Origin of the sequence: Arthrobacter sp. G119Y2 (assembly GCF_038069765.1) — a bacterium.
Lineage (GTDB): Bacteria > Actinomycetota > Actinomycetes > Actinomycetales > Micrococcaceae > Arthrobacter_B.
This window is the reverse complement of record NZ_JBBPFS010000008.1, coordinates 83,464-105,138: the sequence shown is the minus strand read 5'-3', so window position 1 is coordinate 105,138 and position 21,675 is coordinate 83,464. Positions and strand designations below refer to the sequence as shown.

Below are 21,675 nucleotides of genomic sequence, written 5' to 3'. Positions count from 1 at the left end.
GAACGTAATGGCACAGCACAACGAAGTGATGTTCGAAGAGGAAATCTGCCAGGCACTCGCGGCCCAGGGATGGATCTATGAGCCTCAGCGCAAGGCGAGCGAGCTTTACGACGCCGAACGCGCCGTCGTACCCGAAGACGTCATCGGCTGGCTGCAGGACACCCAGCCCCATGAGCTGGGCAAGGTCCTCAAACCCGGCGATTCCCTGGCCGAACGTACCTTGGCCGAGCACAACCTGCTGAACCGCCTGTGCAAGGTGCTGGACAAACCCGCCACCAAGGAAGCCGGCATGCTCTCCGTGCTGCGCACCGGGTTCAAGGATGTGGCCGCGAAGTTCGACATGTGCCAGTTCAAACCCGCGATGGGGTTGAATCCTGAAACGCTGGAGCGCTACGGGAAGGTCCGGCTGCGGGTCATGCGTCAGGTGCACTACTCCACGGTTGACACCAAGAAGAGCATCGACCTGGTCCTGTTCCTGAACGGGCTGCCAATCGCAACCATCGAGCTAAAGACTGACTTCACCCAAAACATCAACGACGCCGTCGCCCAGTACCGCCACGACCGCCTGCCGCGGAACGCCAAGAATAAGGAAGAGCCGTTGCTGGCCTTCGGCCGCCGTGCCCTGGTGCACTTCGCCGTCAGCAACGACGAAATCCAAATGACCACCGAGCTGAAAGGCAAGGGGACCCGGTTCCTCCCCTTCAACCTCGGGAACGGCGATCACGCCGGGAACCCGGTCAATCCCACCGGATCCGCCAGTAGCTACCTCTGGGAGCAGGTTCTGCAGCCCGACGCGTGGCTCAACATCATCGGCAAGTTCCTGCACCTCCAGGTCAGCGACAAAACCGATCCGGTCACAGGCGAACGCGTTATCAGCAAGTCGCTGCTGTTCCCCCGCTACCACCAGTGGGATGTTGTCACCAAGCTCATCGAAACGGCACGCTCCGAGGGGCCGGGGCAACGTTATCTCGTGCAACACTCGGCAGGGTCGGGGAAAACGAACTCCATTGCCTGGACGGCACACCAGTTGAGCTCCCTGCACGACGCGAAGAATGAGAAGATCTTCGACTCCGTCATCGTCGTGACGGACCGTACCGTGCTTGACTCACAGCTGCAGGACGCGATCTACCAGATCGAGCACAAGTCCGGGGTCGTTGTTCCGATCAAGGGCACCGGCGGCTCCAAGTCCGCCGAACTTGCCGAGGCCCTGATCGCCCGGACGCCCATCATCGTCGTCACTATCCAGACCTTCCCTTTTGCTGTGAAAGCGATTGCTGAGTCGAAGGCACTTCAGGGCCGCAATTTTGCGATTATTGCCGATGAGGCCCACTCGTCCCAGACCGGGTCCACCGCCAATAAGGTCAAGCAGGCACTCTCTGTTGAGGAGCTCTCCGATGTCAACGACGGCGGCGAGATCGACATCGAGGCATACCTGGCCGCAGAGATGGCCGAGCGGGCGGACGCAAAGAACATCAGCTACTTCGCCTTCACGGCCACCCCGAAGGCCAAGACCTTGGAACTGTTCGGCCGCCCCGGGTCGAATGGACTCCCCCAGCCGTTCCACTTGTACTCAATGCAGCAGGCCATCGAGGAAGGCTTCATCCTCGACGTGCTGCAGAACTACACCAGTTACAAGGTGGCCTATCGGCTGGCGCACAACGGGCGCGACTACGACTCCGAAGACAGCAAAGTGGAGAAGTCCGATGCCCTGAAGTCGCTGATGAACTGGGTGAAGCTGCACCCGTACAACATCAGCCAAAAAGTCCAGGTCATCGTCGAGCACTTCCGCGCCAACATTGCCTGGCGGCTGGACGGCAAGGCCAAGGCCATGGTGGTCACCGGCTCCCGCAAGGAAGCTGTCCGCTACAAGCTCGCCATCGACAAGTACATCGCCGACGCCGGGTACGCTGATATGGGCACGTTGGTTGCGTTCTCCGGCGAAGTGAACGACCACGTCTCCGGGACGGAATCCTTCACCGAGATCAACATGAACTCGGGGCTCAAGGGCCGCACACTGCCCGAGGCCTTCAAGACAAATGAGTACCAGATCATGCTGGTTGCCAATAAGTTCCAGACCGGCTTCGACCAGCCGTTGCTTGTTGCCATGTACGTGGATAAGAAGCTTTCCGGCGTTTCCGCCGTGCAGACGCTGTCCCGGTTGAACCGCACCGCCGTCGGAAAGGACCAGACGTTTGTCCTCGACTTCGTAAACAAGCCTGAGGAGATTCTGGAATCGTTCAAGCCTTACTTCCGTGAGGCACGGCTAGAGGCCACATCCGACCCTAACGTTGTGCACGATATGCAGAGCAAGCTGGATGCCGCGCAGATCTACTTGGATTCGGAAGTGGACGGGCTTGTGCAGGCGTATATCCGGGAAGAGGGCAACAACGTTCTCTCGGGGTGGGTTGCTCCTGCTAAGTCACGGTTCAACACCCGCTACAACGCAGCGGTCGCGGCCGGGGACAAAACCACTCAGGACGAGCTGGACCTCTTCCGAAAGTATTTGGGCTCGTTTGTCCGTGCCTACGATTTTCTGTCCCAGATCGTGAACTTCGCTGACCCTGACTTGGAGAAGCGGTCCATCTACTTCAAGCTCCTGCTTCCGGTACTTCGGGTGAACGATGCTCCGGTGGCCTTGGACCTGTCGGGCGTTGTCCTAGCCAAGTACGCGCTGAAAGACAAGGGACAGGCGCAGCTCCAGCTCGTGGATGATGACGAAGCATTTCTGAAGCCAGCGACCGATATAGGAACCGGTGAAACGAAGGACCCGGTGCTTGCGAGTTGGGAGGAGATCATTCAGCAGGCCAACCTGCCTTTCGATGGCGAAGAGCTGGACGCCGTGGCCCACTTCGTGGAGGGCGTGCGGCGCGAGCTGGTGAAGAACGAGACCCTTCAAACTCAGGCGCGCAATAACTCCCGCAGCCATTTTGGCAGCAGCCCACACCTCGAAAACGCGGTTAGCGACGCCGTCACGAACTCCATGGAGAGTCACTACAACCTGAGCCTGCAGGCGTTGGGGGACAAGACCAAGATGCGGGCGCTCCTGGCGATGCTGAGCGGGTTGATCTATGAGGAGTTGCAAAAATAGTTGCAGGCATCCAAATAACCAGAACCCTGCTGCGCATTCTGGTGACCATCACAAGTTGTACCTCAAACCACGCGCACACTTCGGGTCATGTGGCCAGAAGACCCACATCGTCTCGGTCTCAAACGTGTAAGTAGGACCACCAGGGACTCACCGATCCACAAGCGAGGCTTCTGAATCTACAGAGACGTCCCGAAGGGCGGTACCGATGACAAAAGTTGCGGTGACCCTTCTACAGCAGTGCGGGATAGAGTCTTAGAGGGAACATGCTAGATCGAGGCTAAGGACAAGGCCCAAGATGTTTGAAGTTGTGTATGGAGAAAGTCGCAATCGCTACGCGGCAAGAGCTTTGGCGAAACGACTGGATGATGTCTTGGATGAGGGGACTGTGTACCTCGGTTACCCAGTGTTAGCCACTGCCGATGAAAAGGTCCAGCTCGATGCCCTTCTTGTTAGTCGTGCGCACGGAGTCGTCGCCTTCATCTTGTCAGACACCCAACCTTTCACGAGCGACGAATGGTCGGACTTAGTTGCCGAACAAGACCGTCTATACGCTGTATTGGAAAGCCACTTAAGCAGACACGATTCATTGCGTTCCGGTCGACGACTGGCGACATCACCGAATACAGCTACCATCTTCCCAAACGCGCCCCATAACGATACAAATGAAACACCTGACGAAGGTTTTTTCGGAGCGCTAGACGAAGCTATTACGTGGCTCGAAGGGCTGACACCTGTTTCTGAGCCGATTGAACGTGCATTGCATGCGGCATTGCAAAGGGTCACCACGATAAAGCCTGCGAAAAAGCGTGCTTCGGTAGTAAAACCTACTTCGAGAGGTGCGGTCATGAAGCAAATAGAGAAGGGAATCGCTAATCTTGACCGCTGGCAGAAAGCAGCGGCGATCGAAAGCCCTGAGGGCCCGCAGCGCATTCGGGGGTTAGCTGGATCCGGCAAAACGGTCGTGCTGGCCCTAAAAGCAGCATATTGGCATTCTCAGCATCCCGAGTGGAATATAGCGCTAACATTTCATTCACGTGCTCTCTACCAGCAAATTGACGATTTGGTTACTAGATTTGCTTTTGAACATATGAACGACAAGCCCGATCCAGATCGACTACGAATCGTTCATTCGTGGGGCTCGAGCGGAAAGTCTGGCATATACAGCTTAATCGCCAGGTCTCTTGGAGAGGTGACTCGTGACTGGTCTTACGCAATGGCAACATACGGGCGAGACAACGCTTTTCAGGGTGTCTGCCGCGAGCTGCTACTAGTTGCACAGAACCGAAATATCGATCCCATATTTGATGCAGTCCTGATCGATGAGGCACAAGATCTTCCTCCAGAATTTTTCCAGCTTGTCTACCTTTTCACGAAGGAACCTAAGCGGATCGTGTGGGGATACGATGAGCTTCAAAAGTTGTCAGACGCTGCCATGCCTTCAACCGATGAGTTATTCGGCAAGGGCCCTTCAGGTGAATCACTTATTAGCCTAGCGTCCGGCGAGGGAGAAGCTAGGAGAGACATAGTCCTTCCAATTTGTTACAGAAATACCCCATGGGCATTGGCAACTGCCCACGCGCTCGGCTTTGGAGTTTACCGATCTGGAGGCCTTCTCCAGCATTTCGATGAACCTACACTCTGGAAGGACATTGGCTACAACGTTCTTCGCGGCAGCTTAGAAGAGGGAACAACTGTTACTCTAGAGCGTTCCGCGGAAAGCTACCCGTCATATTTTCCCACACTTGTGCGGCCTGACGACGCGGTTATTCTGAAGCCTTTCGTGACAGAAGCGGAACAGGATTCCTGGGTGGCTGATGAGATTGTTAAGAACTTGGCGGATGACGAACTCGAGCACGACGATATCCTCGTCGTACTGCCTGACCCTTACCGCGCCAAGTCCCGTGCACCTCGACTTATGCGGGAATTGCACGCGCGAGGCATTCCTTCACATCTTGTCGGTGTCAATACCAGTGTTGATGAGGTCTTCCAAAACGGTTCAATCGCCCTAGCTCACATCCATCGCGCCAAGGGTAATGAAGCGCCAATGGTATATGCGATCGATTCACAATTTGCGTCATCAGATTTTAACTCAGTTACACGTAGAAACAGTCTCTTTACTGCGATTACGAGGAGCCGGGCCTGGGTACGAATCACTGGATTCGGCGATAAAATGTCGACAATTACCAGTGAAGCTACTGAAGTCGTCAACAATGGCTACCAACTCAAGTTTCCAATTCCTACTAAAGCCGAGCTGGCCGAGCTACGCCATGTGCACCGAGATCGCCCTGAACGGGAGGAAGCCGCCATCAAAAAGGCCACAGACAGTTTGATGACCTTCCTGGAAGCAATCGAACGCGGTGAGCTGGACATCCAGGACCTCCCCCCCGCAGTCCGAACACGCCTGACGCGGAGGCTTAGGCGGGGAGTATCTGATGACGACGCTTAGAACGGTCCGAGACGACATCAGGAATGTGCTGGACTACCTCGTTCAAGCCGAGCTCGCCCTGTTCACCAATGAGGTCTCCATGAGTGATCCGCTCGTTTCCTTTCACACCCAAAACAAGGAAGTTCCATTTCTTTTGAACCGAGCGCATCCTGGAATAGACCAGTACCTCTCTTGGGCCGAGTCCGGTGCTTATTCCGCGATGTTGTTTGATGGGAGCCTTTTACAGGCGACCTACCAAATATCTGACGGACTAGTAGTTGGACACAGGTTGGCGTATATCCCTTGTCCCTACGATGTTGACCTGGACTTACTTGCCGAAGGCGCGCCGATAGTTGACGTAATCGATTTATATCTAGACGATATGCCCGTACTGCGTTCACCTATAAGATTTGACTACGACCCCGACGCTGCGGGGATTGGACACCCAGCGACACATATGACGGTGAACGGTACTTCATGCCGTATCGCATGCATTGCGCCATTACACATTCATCGGTTCGCAGACTTTGTTTTTCGAAACTTTTATGCAGAATTTTGGCTCGTGCACCAGTCGTTTTTTGAAGCTGCCTCCTCAAGGCATATTGGCACTAAATCACTCACTTCTTCCGAAAGCCGAATACCTCATTTTTCTTGGGACCTTAACGCTGCACCTGTCTGAGTTCTTGATTTGACGTACTCATGCAGGCGAGCGCTGACCAATCACCTTCTGAATTCACTTCTCGCTCCGTCTTTGACTCGTTCGATGCACGTGGCGGGCGAATTCGGTCCTCGGTGGGCTGGTGCGGATCACTTGGCGTTTCAGCTGCACCCATCTCTTTACCAATGTGCAGTACAGCAGCGGAACAGGGGCGCTGCCAACTAGACAGGTACGAAACCTTCTCTTGGAGTTGCGCGGTGATCTTGTCGTCATTGCTTTCAAGGACGTGCACCAGGCCACTGAGCAACTCTGCGCTTTGTTCTCCGGCATGATGTCCCCGGATATTGCCAGGCAAGCATGATTTGAAACCATTGCCGTCAGGCCCGAGGTTAAACGTCCTGCTCCCGGCGCGTTTACATTCTAGTCGTTGTTAGCGAGCCACAGCGCTGGCCTGCGTATAAACATCCGCCGGCATCGGCCGCTGGAGTTTCCAGGTGATCGCAATCGGCTTTGACCCGGTGTGGTTCATATAGTCCAGTTGCCCCAGGCAAACGTACGGCATCGTCAGACCCGACTCATCGTTTTCACGCGCACGCGTGAACAGCAGGATCTGCGTACCGGCCGCCTTGTGGTCCAGATAGCGCTGACCCACCGGGCTGGTGGGGGATGTGCTGTTCTGTGATTCCCAGTGGAACACATCCGGGCTCATCGCATAGTCCTTGTACATGATGCTGGCAGCCCGATCCTTGGCATCTTTTTCCACCGTCACGAAGAACGCGTCGGTTCGGGTGTCCTCACACCAGGCCACACCTTCCCGGTGCCGGGCCTTCCGCCCATCCAGCGCCAGGTAGCCCAGCGCAGCCAGCACTTCTTCCCTCCTGTAGGTCGCGTGCGAGTACAGGGGCACGTGTGCCAGTCCGCGGCCCAAGCCCTTGGGGGAATAACGCGTTCGTTCGACACCGAGAGCAACCAGTTGCCGGATCTCGGCACAAACCGCCGGGAAGCTCCGCAGGAAATCGAAGCCGGCGTCGTAGGAGGTGAATTTCCCGCCCTCAGGCCACAGCGCAAAAAACAGCATCCGGGCAAGTGTCTGCTCACGGAATCCCAACTCCTCGTACCGCGGAGCACCAGCGGACACCAGCAGGGTGTACGCCTTGGCGCGTTCGGGATCGTCCACACAGAGCAGCGTGGTCATACGGCGGAGCAGCAGCGTCTCCTCCGCGACCGATCGCTGTTCATCCCCGCCCAGCAAAGGCGCCGGACCGGAGCCGGCTTCGGCCAATCCCGCAGCACGGATCAGAGAAGTCCAGGATTCCCCTGTTTTCCGGTAGACGTCCTCCAGTTCGCTGCCGGACTTCCGCAGGAAGTTCGCCAGGTTATTGTCCTTATGGAAACGTATGTCTGCGATCAACTGCGGCCGGTTGCTCCGCAACTGGATAATGAGGCCGTCCGTGATGATCTGCTGGGACACCCGGTCCAGCACAATCTGGGAACCCGAGGGCAGGAAAGGGAATCCCTTCTCCACTGCTTCTTTCAGTCCCTTTCGCCGAAGTCCGGTCATGGCGTGCAGTTTGTTGTCGAACCGGAACTCCCGCCGCTGCTGACCAATGAAGTCCAGGACGGTGAGCACGGCTTTGTCTTTGGCCCGGCGAAGGCCGCGGCCCAGCTGCTGCAGGAAGATGGTGGAGCTCTGGGTGGGCCGGAGCATCAGAATGGTGTCGACTTCGGGCAGATCGAGCCCTTCATTGAAAACGTCCACGGCGAAGATGCAGTTCAGCTCCCCCTTCCGCAGCCGGCTCAGTGCCGCTTTGCGCTCCTCTTCCGGAGTCTCACCCGACACCACTGTGGAGGGGATACCTGCCTTATTGAAAACGTCGGCCATGTATTTTGCATGTTCCACGGAAACGCAGAATCCCAGCGCCCTCATATCCTCAACGCTGGTGACCGTGCGCCGGGTTTCAGCGATGATCTTGGCCGCCCGCGCATCGTTGCCGGTGTAGACATTGCTCAGCTGCGTGGTGTCGTAATTGCCGCGCTTCCATTCCAGCTGGCTGAGGTCGACGTCGTCGGCCACTCCAAAGTAATGAAACGGGACCAGCAGGTTGGCTTCCAACGCATCCCACAGCCTCAGTTCGCTGGCCACCCGGCCTTCGAAGAACTGATCAGCAACGTTGACGCCGTCGCCCCGCTCCGGGGTAGCGGTGAGCCCGAGCAGCTCTTTCGGTTTGAACCAATCCATAATCCGGCGATAAGTCGCTGCCTCAGCATGGTGGAACTCGTCAATGACGACGACGTCGAATTGGTCGGGTGCGAGCGAGTCCAGGCCCTTCGCGGCAAGAGACTGCACGCTCGCAAACACATGTTTCCATTCGGAGGGCTTGTGCTTACCAACGAAGAGCTCGCCAAAGTTGCCGTCCTGCATCACATTGCGGTACGTGGACTGTGACTGGGCCAGGATTTCCTGCCGGTGCGCCACGAACAGCAATGTCAGCTTGCGTCCGGCGGCGTCGCAGAGCCGCTTGTAATCCAGAGCGGCGATAACCGTCTTTCCGGTGCCGGTGGCGGCGACCAGCAGGTTTCGGTGGTGGCTGTGGACCTCCCGTGCTGCCTCCAGTTCCTCGAGCATGCCCTGCTGGTACGGGTGCGGCTTAACCTCCAACCCGGTGGAACCCTGCGGAATAGAGGTCTTCTTACCACCGTTGGTGGCGAGAGCGGCGTCGAGCTTGTCGCCGTCGCGGTCCGGGTCGTAAGGCTGGAACTCCGGCTGCTCCCAGTAGCTGTCAAAGGTCACTTCGAACTTCTGCAGCAGCTCCGGAGTTCCCACGGCGGACAGCTTCACGTTCCATTCCAGGCCTTCGAGCAGGGCCGGAAGGCTGAGGTTTGAGCTGCCGACGTAGGCCGTATCGAAACCGGTATTCCGGCGGAACAGCCAGGCCTTGGCATGGAGGCGGGTGGCCTGTGTCTCGTAGTTGATGCGCACTTCCGCGCCGTAGGTGCGAACCAGCTCATCAATGGCACGACGCTCTGTGGCCCCCATGTAGGTGGTGGTGAGCACGCGCAGGGGAACCCCGCGCTCCCTTAGCGTTTCCAGGGACTTGCCCAGCAACCGCAGGCCACTCCAACGGATAAAAGCGCACAACATGTCCACCCGATCCGCGGACGCCAGCTCGGCGTTGAGCTCGGAGGCAAGACTTGGGTCATCCTTGCCGTTCGTCAGCAACGCCGGCCGGCTGAAGGACGTGGACGGCCGGAAGACCTGGCGGGCAGCCAGCCCTTCCGGCGGGAACAAGGAGGTCAGCTGCTGCGGCCCGGCCTGGATCAGTGCCGCGCCCTGCAGGTCGCTGAGGATGCTGTTGGCCACTGCTACGCGATCGGCTGGCGCGGCTGCGGCCAGGGCACGCCGTGCCTGGTTGGCAATATAGCGGGCCAGGACCTCTGGTGAGAGATCATCCGCGACCGTTTCAAAGGCAGCTTGCAGTTCAGGCTGCGTCTCCATCCGAGCTGTTAGATCTTCCGTGTGCAGTAGCTCGTAGAGACCTTCCGCCAGAGGCTCTGACTCTCCCCCATGAATGTTCAGCAATGCCCAGCCCTCTTATCAATTCCAGCAGTTTCTATTCCCAACAGCCTCCGGCCACTAGTTAGGATGTCCCTCCCGACGGTCCAGGCCTGGACCTAATCACCCGCGGTGCTGGAGCCCATTGATGAAGATACCCACCCGGACAACTTGCTGGAAGATCCCTGTCGACCGACTACCCGTCATGTCCAACAAAGTTTCGTCAAACGGGCGACCAGGATGTGTATGGGGGCGTTAGATACATCAGCTCCATCGCAGGATCGACGATCGGGGCTTCGAGTCCGTCGAACTCTGCCCGGAAATCCAGGCCTTCTTTAGTTTCCACTGTTGTAATCCTAGTCAAGACCCCAATCGCCTCCCCGCGAGCTACGTTGAAAGTCCTGCCAAAGTGCTTCGTCTTTAGACTGCCAGCTTTCAGCAGCGTCCACCCTCAAACTCCCGGACGCTTATCCGTGTGATCTAACGTCGGAGCGCATACAGGGCACGTCTTGTAGGTCTCCATTCGCTCCGCGCTGGCACGAGTCATAAATTTAGGCATATCGGGGGCGTTGTCACTTCCATGCCAGTCACGTACCCGCTCCAGGTCTGCGAAGTAGGGTTCCCACGCAGCGTCGCGATCCATGAACTGGCGCATGCTTGGACATTCGGGACGATGAACTTTTCCAGCACCGGAGAGAACGAAGCAATCGCCAGAATCGATCCAACGGCTCACGGTGAGCTTCTCCCTTCGTAGCGCGGCAATTAGCTCCTGGGCTAATTCCTCGTCGCTTAGATGCCCGAGGCGCCGTACATAGTCCTCCTGCTCGTAAAGGGCCCTTGCCGCTGCCTGTTTCCTCTCATGGATGGCCCTTACAGTCTCACTCATGATGTCCTTCCGTCGTCTCCAACGCCCAGCGTAGAGGATGGTTCGATCCTTTTATGCACCCAGCCATGTTGCATCCAGACACTTCGACAAGTGCCGCCTGGTACGCACCCCGGGGCCCTGAGTGCCGGACATCGGTGCTTCGAGTTCGGCCCGGCGCGGGCGCGGACCCGTTGCGCACGGTGGAGTGATCGATGGCTCCGCCGAAGGCTCCTCCCCCGCAGCACCATAAACTCTCGTCCACCTCCAGGGCACCGCCGTCGCCCTTCCCCAGCACGCACAACAGGTTCATCGCGCCGGTGAGTGGGCGCTCCCCAGCTCCGATCGGTTGGCTTTTTGGCCGAACTTGATGATCACTGCGTACCCCAGACAGACCCCGGCTGCCACGGCACCTGTTGCAGGCCACACTCGGTCAATCCCCCCAGGGCTCAGATACCAAGCAGCGACTGTGCTCACGCTCAAGCAGAACACCGACCACCAGTCCGCTCTGCGACGGAACACGACCAGCAAAGCAGCCAAATGCACGGTAACTGCCGTGAGCAATGCCGGCAGCACGAACCACCAGCTGCCAGTTACAAGACCGGTTCCCGCCGCAGCTAGCAGTACAACGCCTTCGGCTATGGAGGTGCTGCGTACCCAGGCGAGTCCTCGTCCGGTTGGGCGCCCGCTGGCGGAAGTTTTTGCACCCAGCAACACCGAAACGACGGCGATACAGACTGCCGCAAGAGCGCACGCCGCAGCCCACGAAGGGGTTGCAGCTAGGAGAAATGTGGCTGTGTAGGAGACAGTGAACAGGACCAACAGGGTGGTTGGCCCTTGCCGTGGTCGTGATCCCTCAATCGGATCCATTTATGGTTCCCGTTCGCTTGGTAAAACGTTGGCGGTTTGGTGCTATGAAAAGGGGTGCGGTAAATCTCTGACGCAGTCGGTCGCCTTTCCAGCGAGCAACTTTGCCTGTTCGAGGGGCCGGGCGGAAGTACGAACACGTTGCGCGTGCCAGCCGAAGTCAAGTTGCGTGAGTGCCGGCGCCAAGGTCATGGTCGTGGCAAGCCCCAAATCTGTCTGGAAAGGCGCGGTTTGCACCACCCGGAATGTCTCGATTCCGGTCTTTCCGAGGGTATCCACGAGAGCCTTGGCGATGAGCTGAACGTCTAACGGCGGGCTCGAGTGGACCAAGTTCCCGGAATGGTTTTGCGAGCGTGCATCTCCGCTGTGAAGGATTGAGGAATTATCCGCCAGATGAGCCACATTGCCCAGGGCACAGGCTTCCTCCACGCGGCCGCAAAGGATGGAGTACGCCGGGTCTGAGCTGAAAACGGGAAGTAGAGGATGATCATCGATGTCACTGGCCAGCTGGGGGTTTTCGAGTAGTTCCCTCACCCGGTCACGTCGATTCGATACTAGCGATTCACGGTCGGGAGCATACGCCACAGCTTCGGTTATTGCCCTCAGAGCAGCCGTTTCGAGGTCCAGATGGGCGGCTGCCCCGAAGGCACGCACTTGTGGTGTGACGACACTAGCGACAAATACGGGAACACCCCATTCGTTCCTAAGAAACCCGAGTTCGATTTGCCAACCCAATAACCGGATCCTGGCGGTCATCTCAGCGGCGCCCGGCACGGAATCCACGGCCACAGGAATTGCCGGGATCTTGCCGTACCAGGCGTTGACGAAGGTGTCTCGCTCGATCAGTTCCAGCAAGCCGAAAAGAGTAGCTTCCGCAACCGAAGACCCTGTTGCGCACCCTGATGAGGTGCCGAGGAACCACCGTGAATAAGCGGGTGTTTCCCCGTAATAAACGGCCTCGCGGGGGACCCATACCTCCTCGCCAGTGACCAGAGACTCTCCGCGTACCCACTCGTGTTCTTCGTGCCGATCAAACAGGGCAATTTTGCCCTTGTAAGCATCAGAGGGATAGGCGTCAAAGTCAGTGGGGCTCAGTGCACGCCCGGGCAGCGCAGCAGCCGAGGAGATGATACAGCTACCGCCGTCCTGCTGAGATCCGACCAGTCGCTCCATTCCTTCGACAAGGGCAGCGCGCCGTGAATCTGCAAGTGACGCAGCTTGACCAGACCAGGTCAGATGCCGGGAACTCTGTTCTGACTGAAGCGTGGTGACCCCTGAAGCTGGAGAGAGTGTAGTCCACTCGACGGAATCGTTGATTTCAGGTGCTAACCTCGCGGCAGCAGGGTTGACCAGGCCGTTCTCGTTCCAAGCCACCATTTGAAGGCTTTTGGCCCGTAATGAAAGACCATCCACCCACTCCGGATTGTTAGCGCTCCGGCTTCGTGGGTCTTGCACCGGTGTCCCGTCGTTGCTCCACTCTGTCGTGCGGCTGTCGATCGTGACGTCGGCTCGACGGGTGAGACCGGAGCACTGGTCGATCTCCCACAGTGCCACAGCTGGGTTTGGGTTTTCCAATAGTGCTAGGTCGTGCATGGCATCAGCGATGGGACCGAGGAGGGACCCGTTCTCCGCACCACCCACACGGCGCAGCCCGGCACCCGCGAACAGGCGCACCTGAAAAAGTGGACGCGTACGTATCCAGTGGTCGGTAACTTGCCTCGATTCCGCTTCATCTCTGCCGCCGGTGTTTGCAACCACCAATGTGGAAGGAGCCGTCCAAGTGACGGATTGCTCGGACGTGCGGTCATGCAGGACCCCCTTCACCGTTCTCAGCCCCAGCGCATAGTCTTGCGGGCAATCAAGTAAAGGATGCCTCCTACGACAATGAGGTAGAGACTCGAAATCCCTGTCTGGCTCCACTCCCCGATTCCAGTCAGCAGGAAAGTGATGACTTCTCGGATATGGAACACCGGAGTCCATGGAGCACTGGATTGCACCCAGTCGGGCATGTAGTCGAGGGGCATCATAGCCCCGCCGAACACGCCAAGACCCATAACAACGATCATTGCCAGCATGGTCACAGCGGTCATGGACGGCAACACATTGGCTAAGATAACGCCCAAGGAAAAAAACATAAAGTACCCCAGCACCACTCCTGCCAGAGCCAAGGGTGCTGTTCCACTGAGTGTCATTCCCAGCCACGGGGAAACCGCTATGACCACCAGGAAGATCGCCTGAACGATCGCAATCATGCCACCCACCAGAGCCTGTGCCACCAGGATATTGCCGGCACTCACCGGGGCACTCCGCAGCACTAGCAGCATGCCGTTCTCATGCCAGGCGGCAATGTGCTGAGATCCGGCAAAAACCGCAACAAATGCTATGCCAAAGGCAACAACATTTGCGGATATCTCATTGACTGAGTTTCCGCCATCCGCGGAGGGCATGTCTCCCAATCCCAGCACCAACGCCACTAGCAGCACAGCCGGAAAGACAAAGGTGAAAAAAAGAGTCGCGAAGTCTCGGAGATCCGCCTTGAACATCACCCGGGACAGGGTGGAAGTTGTCGTGGTCATGCTTCGTAGTTCCGTCCGGTGTAGGCCATAAAGGCAGTTTCAAGGGACCCGCTAAATACTTGGGCATTTCCGGTGTCAATGCCTGCTCCCGCCAGTTCTGCGAAGGCCAGGGCAGTGTCTCCGGTACAGGCATGCAAGCCAGACATATCAACGTCAACGGACGTGATCGTTGACAGTGCGGCGACTCGGTCTGCTTGATGCACAGCAGCGGGCAGCAGAATAGTCGCCTCAACGCCTGTCTCAGCAATCAGCTCACTCGGGGATTTCGTTACCAGTACTTTTCCGGCGTCCAAGATTGAGACCACGTCACACAATCGGGAGGCTTCCTCCAGATAGTGGGTGGTGTAGATCGTGGTCATGCCCCTGAACTCGGGAGAACGCAGCAAATCGACGAGGTTGTGCCGAGCCGCCGGGTCCAGACCGGCGGTCGGTTCATCCAGCAGCAGCAACTGCGGCTCGTGCACCAATGCTGAAGCAATGGCGAGGCGTTGCCGCTCTCCTCCCGACAGTTTCTCGGCCCGGGTATTGGCGTGCCGCGCCAGGTCGAGTACCTCCATGAGACGCCCGGTCCGTGTCTCACCGCTTCCATAAATGCCGGCCAGCGCGGACAGGTGCTCCCTAACGCTGAGCTTCGGGAAGAACGCGGTCCGCTGTGGCTGCACCCCGACTTTACGGTACAGGTTCTCGTCCCGGGGCCGGGGTGGCTGACCTAGGACCCTAACCGTGCCAATGCTCGGAGGACGGAAACCCAGGATGATGTCGAAGAGCGTGGATTTTCCGGCACCGTTAGGACCAATTACACCGTGAAAGGTTCCGGTTTGGACTGTCAAATCCACGTTACGGAGGATGGATTTTCCCCGTATGGACAGGGACACATCAGAGACCTCCACAGCCACTGGATCTTGGGATAACACGCGGAACTCCTTCTTTCGGTGAGGGGCGCTGGGCGCAGGACGAAGCCTGCACCCAGCGCCGGATAACTACATCAGACGTGCCGTTACCGCATTAAGCAGTGGCGCACGAAGCCGTCGAGGAGCAGCACGAGGTGCACGTCGACGAACAGGATGACGATGAAGAGGAGCAAGTGGAGCCAAAGGCCATCTCCGAGTAGTCAACGAAGTCTTTTACCTCGAGGGTATCGACGTCGAAAGCGTCCAGCTCAGCGGCCAAAGATGCAAGGTTATTCATTTTCTTCCCCATTTTCTGTGTGTTTTACTAAATGGCTGATTCACTGATGCGAATCAGAGCAGTGCGAGCCGAATGGCCCACACGCTTGCCAGCAGGAAGCTAATGACTGTCCCTGCCAGCAAGACTGGATACACGCGCACTAATATGCGTGTGAAGCGTGGAAGTCCGCGCGGCAGCTTTCGGCGGCGGAGCAGAGTTAGAAATGCGACAGATTGGAGCTGATCTACAGAGGATAATACCTCGAGAAATCTCGTACCGTCCGTGTTTGGGAAAAAAGATACAGCCAAGGCGATAACAATAAGGTCAACGAGTACTGCAGCCCCAGAAATGTACCTCAGAAATGATCCCTCCGGTGCAAAAAAGAACAGCGACAAAGGCACCAATGCTAAGCACAATGAGACGATCGGCCCAACCGCCACTACTCGTGCGCGGCGGCTTCGGGAAAGCAAGCCAAGCCCGTCCAACTGCGTGTTTAGCATAGGAATGATGCCAAACCGCGTGATGGAGAGGTGCGCTGGTCGGCCGGCCAGCGCACGAAACGTGCCCACATGTGCAGCTTCGTGCACCACGGTCACACCAATGTTCCACACGATCGCCACCAGAAATGCAGTGACGAACCATGCAGCACTCTGCGGATGAACCACTGTTAATAAGACCGATGGTGCAGCGATAACCATGACGACCGCTGATGCGACGGCCAGAGCCAATGCAATACCTAAAACGGGTGTTGTAGTTAGTGCATCGATGGACCATCTTGTAGGCGCGAAACGACTGAACCCGTTAGCGGCTGGAGCCCAAACACCAGTGCGCGTCGTGGATCCTATGTGCGCGCGGCTGTCCAAAACGTCAACAGCTGCAGCAGCGACAGTGAATGGACGGTCGATCATTCCAAACATCATTAGTTTGTGCAGCACACCAGCGACAGCCTGCGGAGGCAAAGGCATGCCTTGCCCTGCCAATTCTTCGGAAATTTCGGAAACGGTTCGGCTTCCGTTCACCAGGTCCAAGACCATGCGCTCCCGTAACCCGATACGGAGGATGCGCTGCTGCCCCTGAACAGATGCATCGGTTAGCACTTGTTCCCCGTCCCAACGCGCAGGTCCAATTTGTGTACCCGCTACCAGCGACGGCTGCCACGCTGTGGCCGCCTGACTCGGGCTTCCTGAAAGGGGCACATTCATGTGGTCGTCTCCATAGCCTGGGAAATCTGGAAAGCGATAAACGCTTCGTCAGCAACGGAGACCATCATTCGGTTGTTGGTCATGTGTATCAACGAATGGCAGAGTGACCATGCCGCCGCCTCGATACTCTCAGGCGAACGGCGTTCATCCTGGTAATCGAACTGAAGCACTCCCTCCGCATAGAGCTGTTCCAGGTCGCTGCGGACCCGGAGATTCGTCTCAGCCCAGTCACGGAGCAGTTGCGGCATTCCTGCCAGTTCGTTGTCCGCGATGGCCGGGAGGAGAGGAAGCATTTTTAGCCGTAGGTTCGCAACAGACGAAGCATGCATACTTTGCCCGCCTTCGGTTGTGTATTCGGTGCCTTCCGCGTAGCCGGAGATCCATCTCTGGTGGTAGGCGACGAAGAAGTCCCGAACCAGCTCGCGGTCACGCAGGAAGGCACACGCAGTGACAAAGCTCAGCTGAGTGGCTATTCCCAGCAAGAGAGTGCGGACGTCCTGGTTTCCGCGCTGCATAACCTTCACCGCCATAGAGGTGGAAGCGACGAAGTGCCGCTCGGCCAGTAGCATGCACTGCTCGCCGCCGTACCGGAATATTTCGCGTTCGTAAGGCCGTCGGTGGATGGAGTTGTTAGCCATAAAGACCGGGTTTCCGTCAGCATCGAAAAACCGAGGACGGTCTGCTTCTGTAAATTCGCCCACGAAGAGTTGCTCATAAAAGCCGTATTCCGTGAGCTCCACCATCGGATGCATGGACGGCCGACGCTTCAGGTATTCCTGCACCGGAACGATGACCGCAGCATCTACGGACGCTGAATCTACACTTCGTGGCACGCGGAGACGCAGCCTTACATGACTGCCCTCAAGCCAGTAATTTATATAGAAATAGTCGCGCACAAGGCCGCGCTCAATAAGTGATTCCACCAGCGGAATGAGGCACTCGGAAAGTAAAACATTCGGCATGCCCCCGTAATAAATGTGGTAGGCAACCCACCGGTAGGCACTTTCAGACGCCAGTGTCTCTTGTAATGATTCAGGCTCTGGCTTATACAGATCTGTTGTCAACGTCTAACCCTCCTCTTCTTCGCTGAGCGATATTCCCACCATGGCCTCGGTTACCCTCTGCGTGCTGTCCAGAACACCTGCCGACTCCTCCGGATCGGGCAGCAGCTCGGTGATTTCCACGACGGCTTCTGCATCAGCTAAACGGAGTTGGCTTCGAAGGTTGGCAACGCAGAGAGCCAGAGAAGCGTCGAAATAGAAAGGTTTTGCCCGGCTCCCGCTTCCGCCTTCCAATACCCGCAAATATGCCCGGGCCGGCACCCCATGTACCGCCCAGAAGCGCGACCATGCGAGAAACCCATCAGAGGTCAGTGGATCTGCGAGAGGGAGATCAGAGGCACGCATTAGCACGGCGGCCCTCACCACCACCATTCCCCCGAGCACCATGCGTGGGCGGACGATTATCCGTCCGGATTCCGGTACCTCTTTCAGCAGGTCAGCAGGCTTGTGGCTGAGATTACCCCCCGGGGTGAGAAGTGAAAGTGACTGGTGAAGCCTCGGTGTGGCGGCACTCACCAGATAACCGGAGTATTCCGGGTGCACCAGGTCCCCCGACGATCGGTTATTGAGGGTCACACACTGGCGCTTTTCATCCCATTTCAACTCCAGATCCTCGAGGTAAACGTCATTAGGTGCGGGGCGCAGCGGGTCCCCGGGCACCCGCAAACGGCGGCTTAGCACGGGTTGATGAAGATTCAGGTTCGAGAAGACGCTGCCCCCGGTGATCTCGACCAAACTCACGTTGCGCTCCGCAGCTTTATGTTCTATGTCCTCGGTCAGCTCCCTGGCTGATGTGTCAATCGCGTGGGAGAACCGAGAGACATGGAACCCTACGCCGCCGAAGCAGTCATTGAGCACTGTAGGGCTGCCCGGGGCACCGGATCGTTGCAGGAGCAGATTCAGGTGACGAAAGGGCGCCCGGATGGTTGGGGCGTGGTCCAAACGCGTCCGCAGCTCGATCGACAGATCGACAGGTGCGCCTGCAAGGATCTGGGTAAGATCAGCGGCGTCAAGCGTAGTGGAGTGCTGAAGCGACCTAAGGTCTTCGATTAGACCGCGTCGGGATTCCTCCCAACGCCACGCACCGCCCCACCTCAGCCAAGGATCTTCACTGAGGTCTGCAGTCGGAACGCGGTCAACTGCGTAGGCCTCGTAGGAGTTCAACAATTCTGTGTGAAAGCCGCGAAGAACTTCCGCGACGTTATCCACGGGCTTCCCGGCCTCAACCATATGGAGAAAATAGCCGTTTAAAAGAGCCCTCTTGCTGTGTAGGGTATCCAAGAGATCGATGAATGAGACCAGGTCTCCGGCTCCGTAAGAAGATAACAGCATCTTGTCGACTAGCCCCGGATCGGTTGCGGGAACGATGAGATCCTCATAAACAACCGAGCGCGGTGCCGGAGCATCAATGCCCGCGGCTGCGTAGGTTTCCTCCACCAGGCTGCGCAGCGATCGCACGAGTGCGGCCCTTGCCCTGGGATCTGTCTGACCCGCAAGTGACGCAGCCAAGGACCGATACCGGTGCAACTCATCTGCTAGCCGCGACCCCTGTTCCGAACCTGAGGCAAGCTGGCCCAAAGCGTGGTCGAAACCGGCGGAATCAAAAGCATCGATTTCTCGTGCGGGTGTCACGATGGCACCCAGGCGTGCAAGGCCTGCGACGAGATCCCCGGCCCGCTCACGGCTCAACGCACCCGCCTTCACTACGTCATCCACCAGTTCACCCCAGGTGGCCTCTCCTGCGCCCAACAGTTCTGCCACCAGTTTCATAACAGCATCGGAGCGCAGCTCGACGTCGGATTCGACACAGGCCGCGTAGTCGTCTCTGGTTTCAACATCCTTAAAAGTCCACACCGCCCGGTCAACTGTCCTCACACCCTCCGCCTCGCGGGTATAGGGGCTCAAGCGCACGATGAAACCCCGCATGAGTGAATGGTCATTCGCGACCGCCGAAAGGACACGGGCGAGTGGATATACATTCCATCGAGAACGTGTGCGGCTGATTTTGGCAGCGTTGCTCCCGGGAAAGGCAACAGCCCCCAAAGTGGAAAAAGGAGTTGTCTTCGCAGCAGCGCGCAGTAAGTATGCGATCATGGAGCGCTCGGCACGTTTTCCCCGCTTGTCCACAACGTCACCCGCATGCACACCGCGGCCGTATCGCTCTGCCGCCTCGAATAAGTCCGGGGCAGACACAGCCAACCCTCGTTGGAATTCAGGCTCCTCTGCCAGACGGACCAGACGGGCCCGTTGTGAACCTAGTAAGTCCTCAAAGGAGTTCGACAAGACAGATTCGAAGGCCAACCAGACACCAACATCATTGGCGGCCGCCCCCCATACACCTGCTACGTCGTTTCGGTCATCATCGCTCAGAGCACTCAGGTGAGCCGCAACTGCGGCAGCATCAAGTTTGTAGAGGCTTCGACGAAGAGCGACCAGTTGTTTTGTATCTTGGCCGCCGCCGCGACGAGCGGCGATCAAACTGAATACTGAATCACTAATCTCGCTCCGCCCTCGCCGCAGATTACCAAGAGCGGACCAGTAGCCTTCATAATCCTTGCGCGCAGACGGATCGTTGAGCTCAGATAATGCTGTCACGGGGACACCGCCTACGCGCAGCTGCCAGTACCTATCGAATACTGCCACCGGGAATCTCATACCGAGCCCCCCGCACATAGCTCGGCGCGCACTCTGCCGCTGGGCGCGTCCCTGCCTAGCATGATCATGAGCATGGGCGCCGACTCGCCGGTGTCCATGCCGGCATGATCGGCATGGGCAGCAGCGTCAAAGCCCAACACGGTACCCGTGCCTACACCGATTGCGCTGGCTTCCGTCAGCATGCTTTGACAAGCGGCACCAACCATCGCGTTGGTGAGTCGGTAGCCCCGGACGCCATGCTCTTCCGCGGCGGCGGTTACCTCGCTGCAAAGTATGACGGTGCAGGAAGCCAAGCGGGCAATGTAATTATGTAGGAAGAACGTTCCCTCCAAGAACTGAGTCTGATCCCCCTCATCAATGAGCTGCATACCGCTGTCGTCTTTCTGAAGATAAAGGCCAGGGGCATATCCTTCGACCTTATTTACATAGACCAGGAACTGCAGGGCGGGGCGATAGGGTGAACCGGCGGTCAAGGACCTCGCGGCCTCGTGAGCTCGGGCAAGCAGGATACCCAGCTCTGCCTCAGAAATTGATGTGCCATCGAACCGGCCAAAACTTGTTTCTCGTCCCGTGAGCGCCCGCCAGCGCTCGGTCCGGTTAATGGCGACCTTCGTAAGGTCCACGGCACAAAGTGATGTACGAGCGGAATAATCCGGTTCCTCGAGTGCCATGTCACGCTGGAGCGCCTGTGTGGTCGGGAAGTCCACAGCCTCCCGATCCTTCGGGAGGGCAGGAGGCCGGTGGGAACTGGCATTCTCTGCTACCTGACTGCTTGCCAAAAGGGGTTCCGATGCCACTTCGTCCCAAGCCTGGACTGCATATATGCCGTCGTGAAGGGGGTTCAGACCCAGAATTCGGGCTATGGCCGTTTCATCAACTTCCATGTCCCAAGTTGCCGCAACACCCTCGCCTAAAACCTCGTGTATTGCACCAAAGTACGTACCGATATCCATTGAGGTTGCTTGGTAGGCGAAGTCGTTGTATTTGAATGCCGAACGCCAATAGTTGATCGTGTAACAGAGATAGCTTCCAGCGACGAAAGGGTAACCCTGCGCCCGGCGCAATTCATCCGTGCAGTCCTGACTACTAAGTTGCTCCCATCCATTGGCAATGACGGAATAGTGGTAGAGGCCCGCTGCCAAATCTCCCCCAGTACCTTGCACCAAATAGACGTCAACGCAGTACCGGCCTCCTCCGGATGCAGACCCGCGGCCCCACTTCACACTGGACACGTGAGAATGGACTTCCGGTCGATCATTGAGATTGACGCTCAATCGGAGGCTGCTGATGCCGTATGCGACGTGGCATACATCAGTCAAGGTTTGCAAGTTGGGCTGCGGACATGGCGCAAAAAGGCCAGCGCCCGGGGACGACGGAGCAACTGGCCGGAAGGCTACGTCCCGGTAGGCACTAAAGACGAGGGGCGCGGTAGCCCAGTCCACCTCCCACTTGTCATTGGGTAAGCCGGAGCGAACGCGGTTGAGGATGAGGTCCGCGTAGCGGTAAGCCGCTTCCTTCTCGGGGACATCGGACCAGGGCTGGAGCAGTTGCAAGGGAGCTC

General features: G+C 57.8%; 13 protein-coding genes. 3 read left to right on the top strand and 10 right to left on the bottom strand.

What is annotated here, in order from left to right; translation table 11 throughout:
• The first annotated feature begins 7 nt into the window (after window positions 1-7).
• The 3 genes from WKB88_RS16055 to WKB88_RS16045 all read left to right on the top strand — a co-directional run bounded on the left by WKB88_RS16055 (window position 8) and on the right by WKB88_RS16045 (window position 6,192).
• Window positions 8-3,088, top strand: coding sequence for a type I restriction endonuclease subunit R (locus WKB88_RS16055; protein ID WP_341395555.1), 3,081 nt, complete (start codon window positions 8-10; stop codon window positions 3,086-3,088).
• A 295-nt stretch (window positions 3,089-3,383) separates the two neighbouring features.
• A complete protein-coding gene (locus WKB88_RS16050) occupies window positions 3,384-5,534 on the top strand; it encodes a DEAD/DEAH box helicase (RefSeq protein WP_341395554.1) in 2,151 nt (716 codons plus the stop codon).
• Between the two features lie 25 nt (window positions 5,535-5,559).
• A complete protein-coding gene (locus WKB88_RS16045) occupies window positions 5,560-6,192 on the top strand; it encodes a DUF2290 domain-containing protein (RefSeq protein ID WP_341395553.1) in 633 nt (210 codons plus the stop codon).
• 409 nt (window positions 6,193-6,601) lie between these two features.
• Here WKB88_RS16045 and WKB88_RS16040 read toward each other — a convergent pair whose 3' ends face one another.
• From WKB88_RS16040 to WKB88_RS16000, 10 genes are all read right to left on the bottom strand, one after another.
• Window positions 6,602-9,667: a DUF3427 domain-containing protein gene (locus WKB88_RS16040; RefSeq protein WP_341395552.1), complete on the bottom strand. Its 3,066-nt coding sequence runs from the start codon at window positions 9,665-9,667 to the stop codon at window positions 6,602-6,604.
• 280 nt (window positions 9,668-9,947) lie between these two features.
• On the bottom strand, window positions 9,948-10,070 hold the full coding sequence (locus tag WKB88_RS16035) for a hypothetical protein (protein WP_341395551.1): 123 nt from the start codon (window positions 10,068-10,070) through the stop codon (window positions 9,948-9,950).
• A 1,428-nt stretch (window positions 10,071-11,498) separates the two neighbouring features.
• A complete protein-coding gene (locus tag WKB88_RS16030; RefSeq protein ID WP_341395550.1) occupies window positions 11,499-13,127 on the bottom strand; it encodes a YcaO-like family protein in 1,629 nt (542 codons plus the stop codon).
• 155 nt (window positions 13,128-13,282) lie between these two features.
• Window positions 13,283-14,029, bottom strand: a complete 747-nt coding sequence (locus WKB88_RS16025) for an ABC transporter permease (protein WP_341395549.1) — start codon at window positions 14,027-14,029, stop codon at window positions 13,283-13,285.
• Window positions 14,026-14,865, bottom strand: coding sequence for an ABC transporter ATP-binding protein (locus WKB88_RS16020; protein ID WP_341395548.1), 840 nt, complete (start codon window positions 14,863-14,865; stop codon window positions 14,026-14,028). The genes WKB88_RS16025 and WKB88_RS16020 overlap by 4 nt, the downstream gene beginning before the upstream one ends.
• Before the next feature lie 169 nt (window positions 14,866-15,034).
• The gene (locus WKB88_RS18260) at window positions 15,035-15,130 is read right to left on the bottom strand and encodes a hypothetical protein (protein WP_445818946.1); all 96 of its coding nucleotides are present in this window, start codon (window positions 15,128-15,130) and stop codon (window positions 15,035-15,037) included.
• 140 nt (window positions 15,131-15,270) lie between these two features.
• Window positions 15,271-16,293 (bottom strand): hypothetical protein, encoded by a 1,023-nt coding sequence (locus WKB88_RS16015; RefSeq protein ID WP_341395547.1) that lies wholly within the window; start codon window positions 16,291-16,293, stop codon window positions 15,271-15,273.
• A gap of 101 nt (window positions 16,294-16,394) precedes the next feature.
• Complete coding sequence (locus tag WKB88_RS16010) at window positions 16,395-17,462, bottom strand: lantibiotic dehydratase C-terminal domain-containing protein (RefSeq protein ID WP_341395546.1); 1,068 nt, start codon at window positions 17,460-17,462, stop codon at window positions 16,395-16,397.
• A 3-nt stretch (window positions 17,463-17,465) separates the two neighbouring features.
• Window positions 17,466-20,054 (bottom strand): lantibiotic dehydratase, encoded by a 2,589-nt coding sequence (locus WKB88_RS16005; RefSeq protein WP_341395545.1) that lies wholly within the window; start codon window positions 20,052-20,054, stop codon window positions 17,466-17,468.
• Window positions 20,055-20,110: 56 nt separating this feature from the next.
• A complete protein-coding gene (locus tag WKB88_RS16000) occupies window positions 20,111-21,667 on the bottom strand; it encodes a nitroreductase family protein (RefSeq protein ID WP_341395544.1) in 1,557 nt (518 codons plus the stop codon).
• Between the last annotated feature and the right edge of the window lie 8 nt (window positions 21,668-21,675).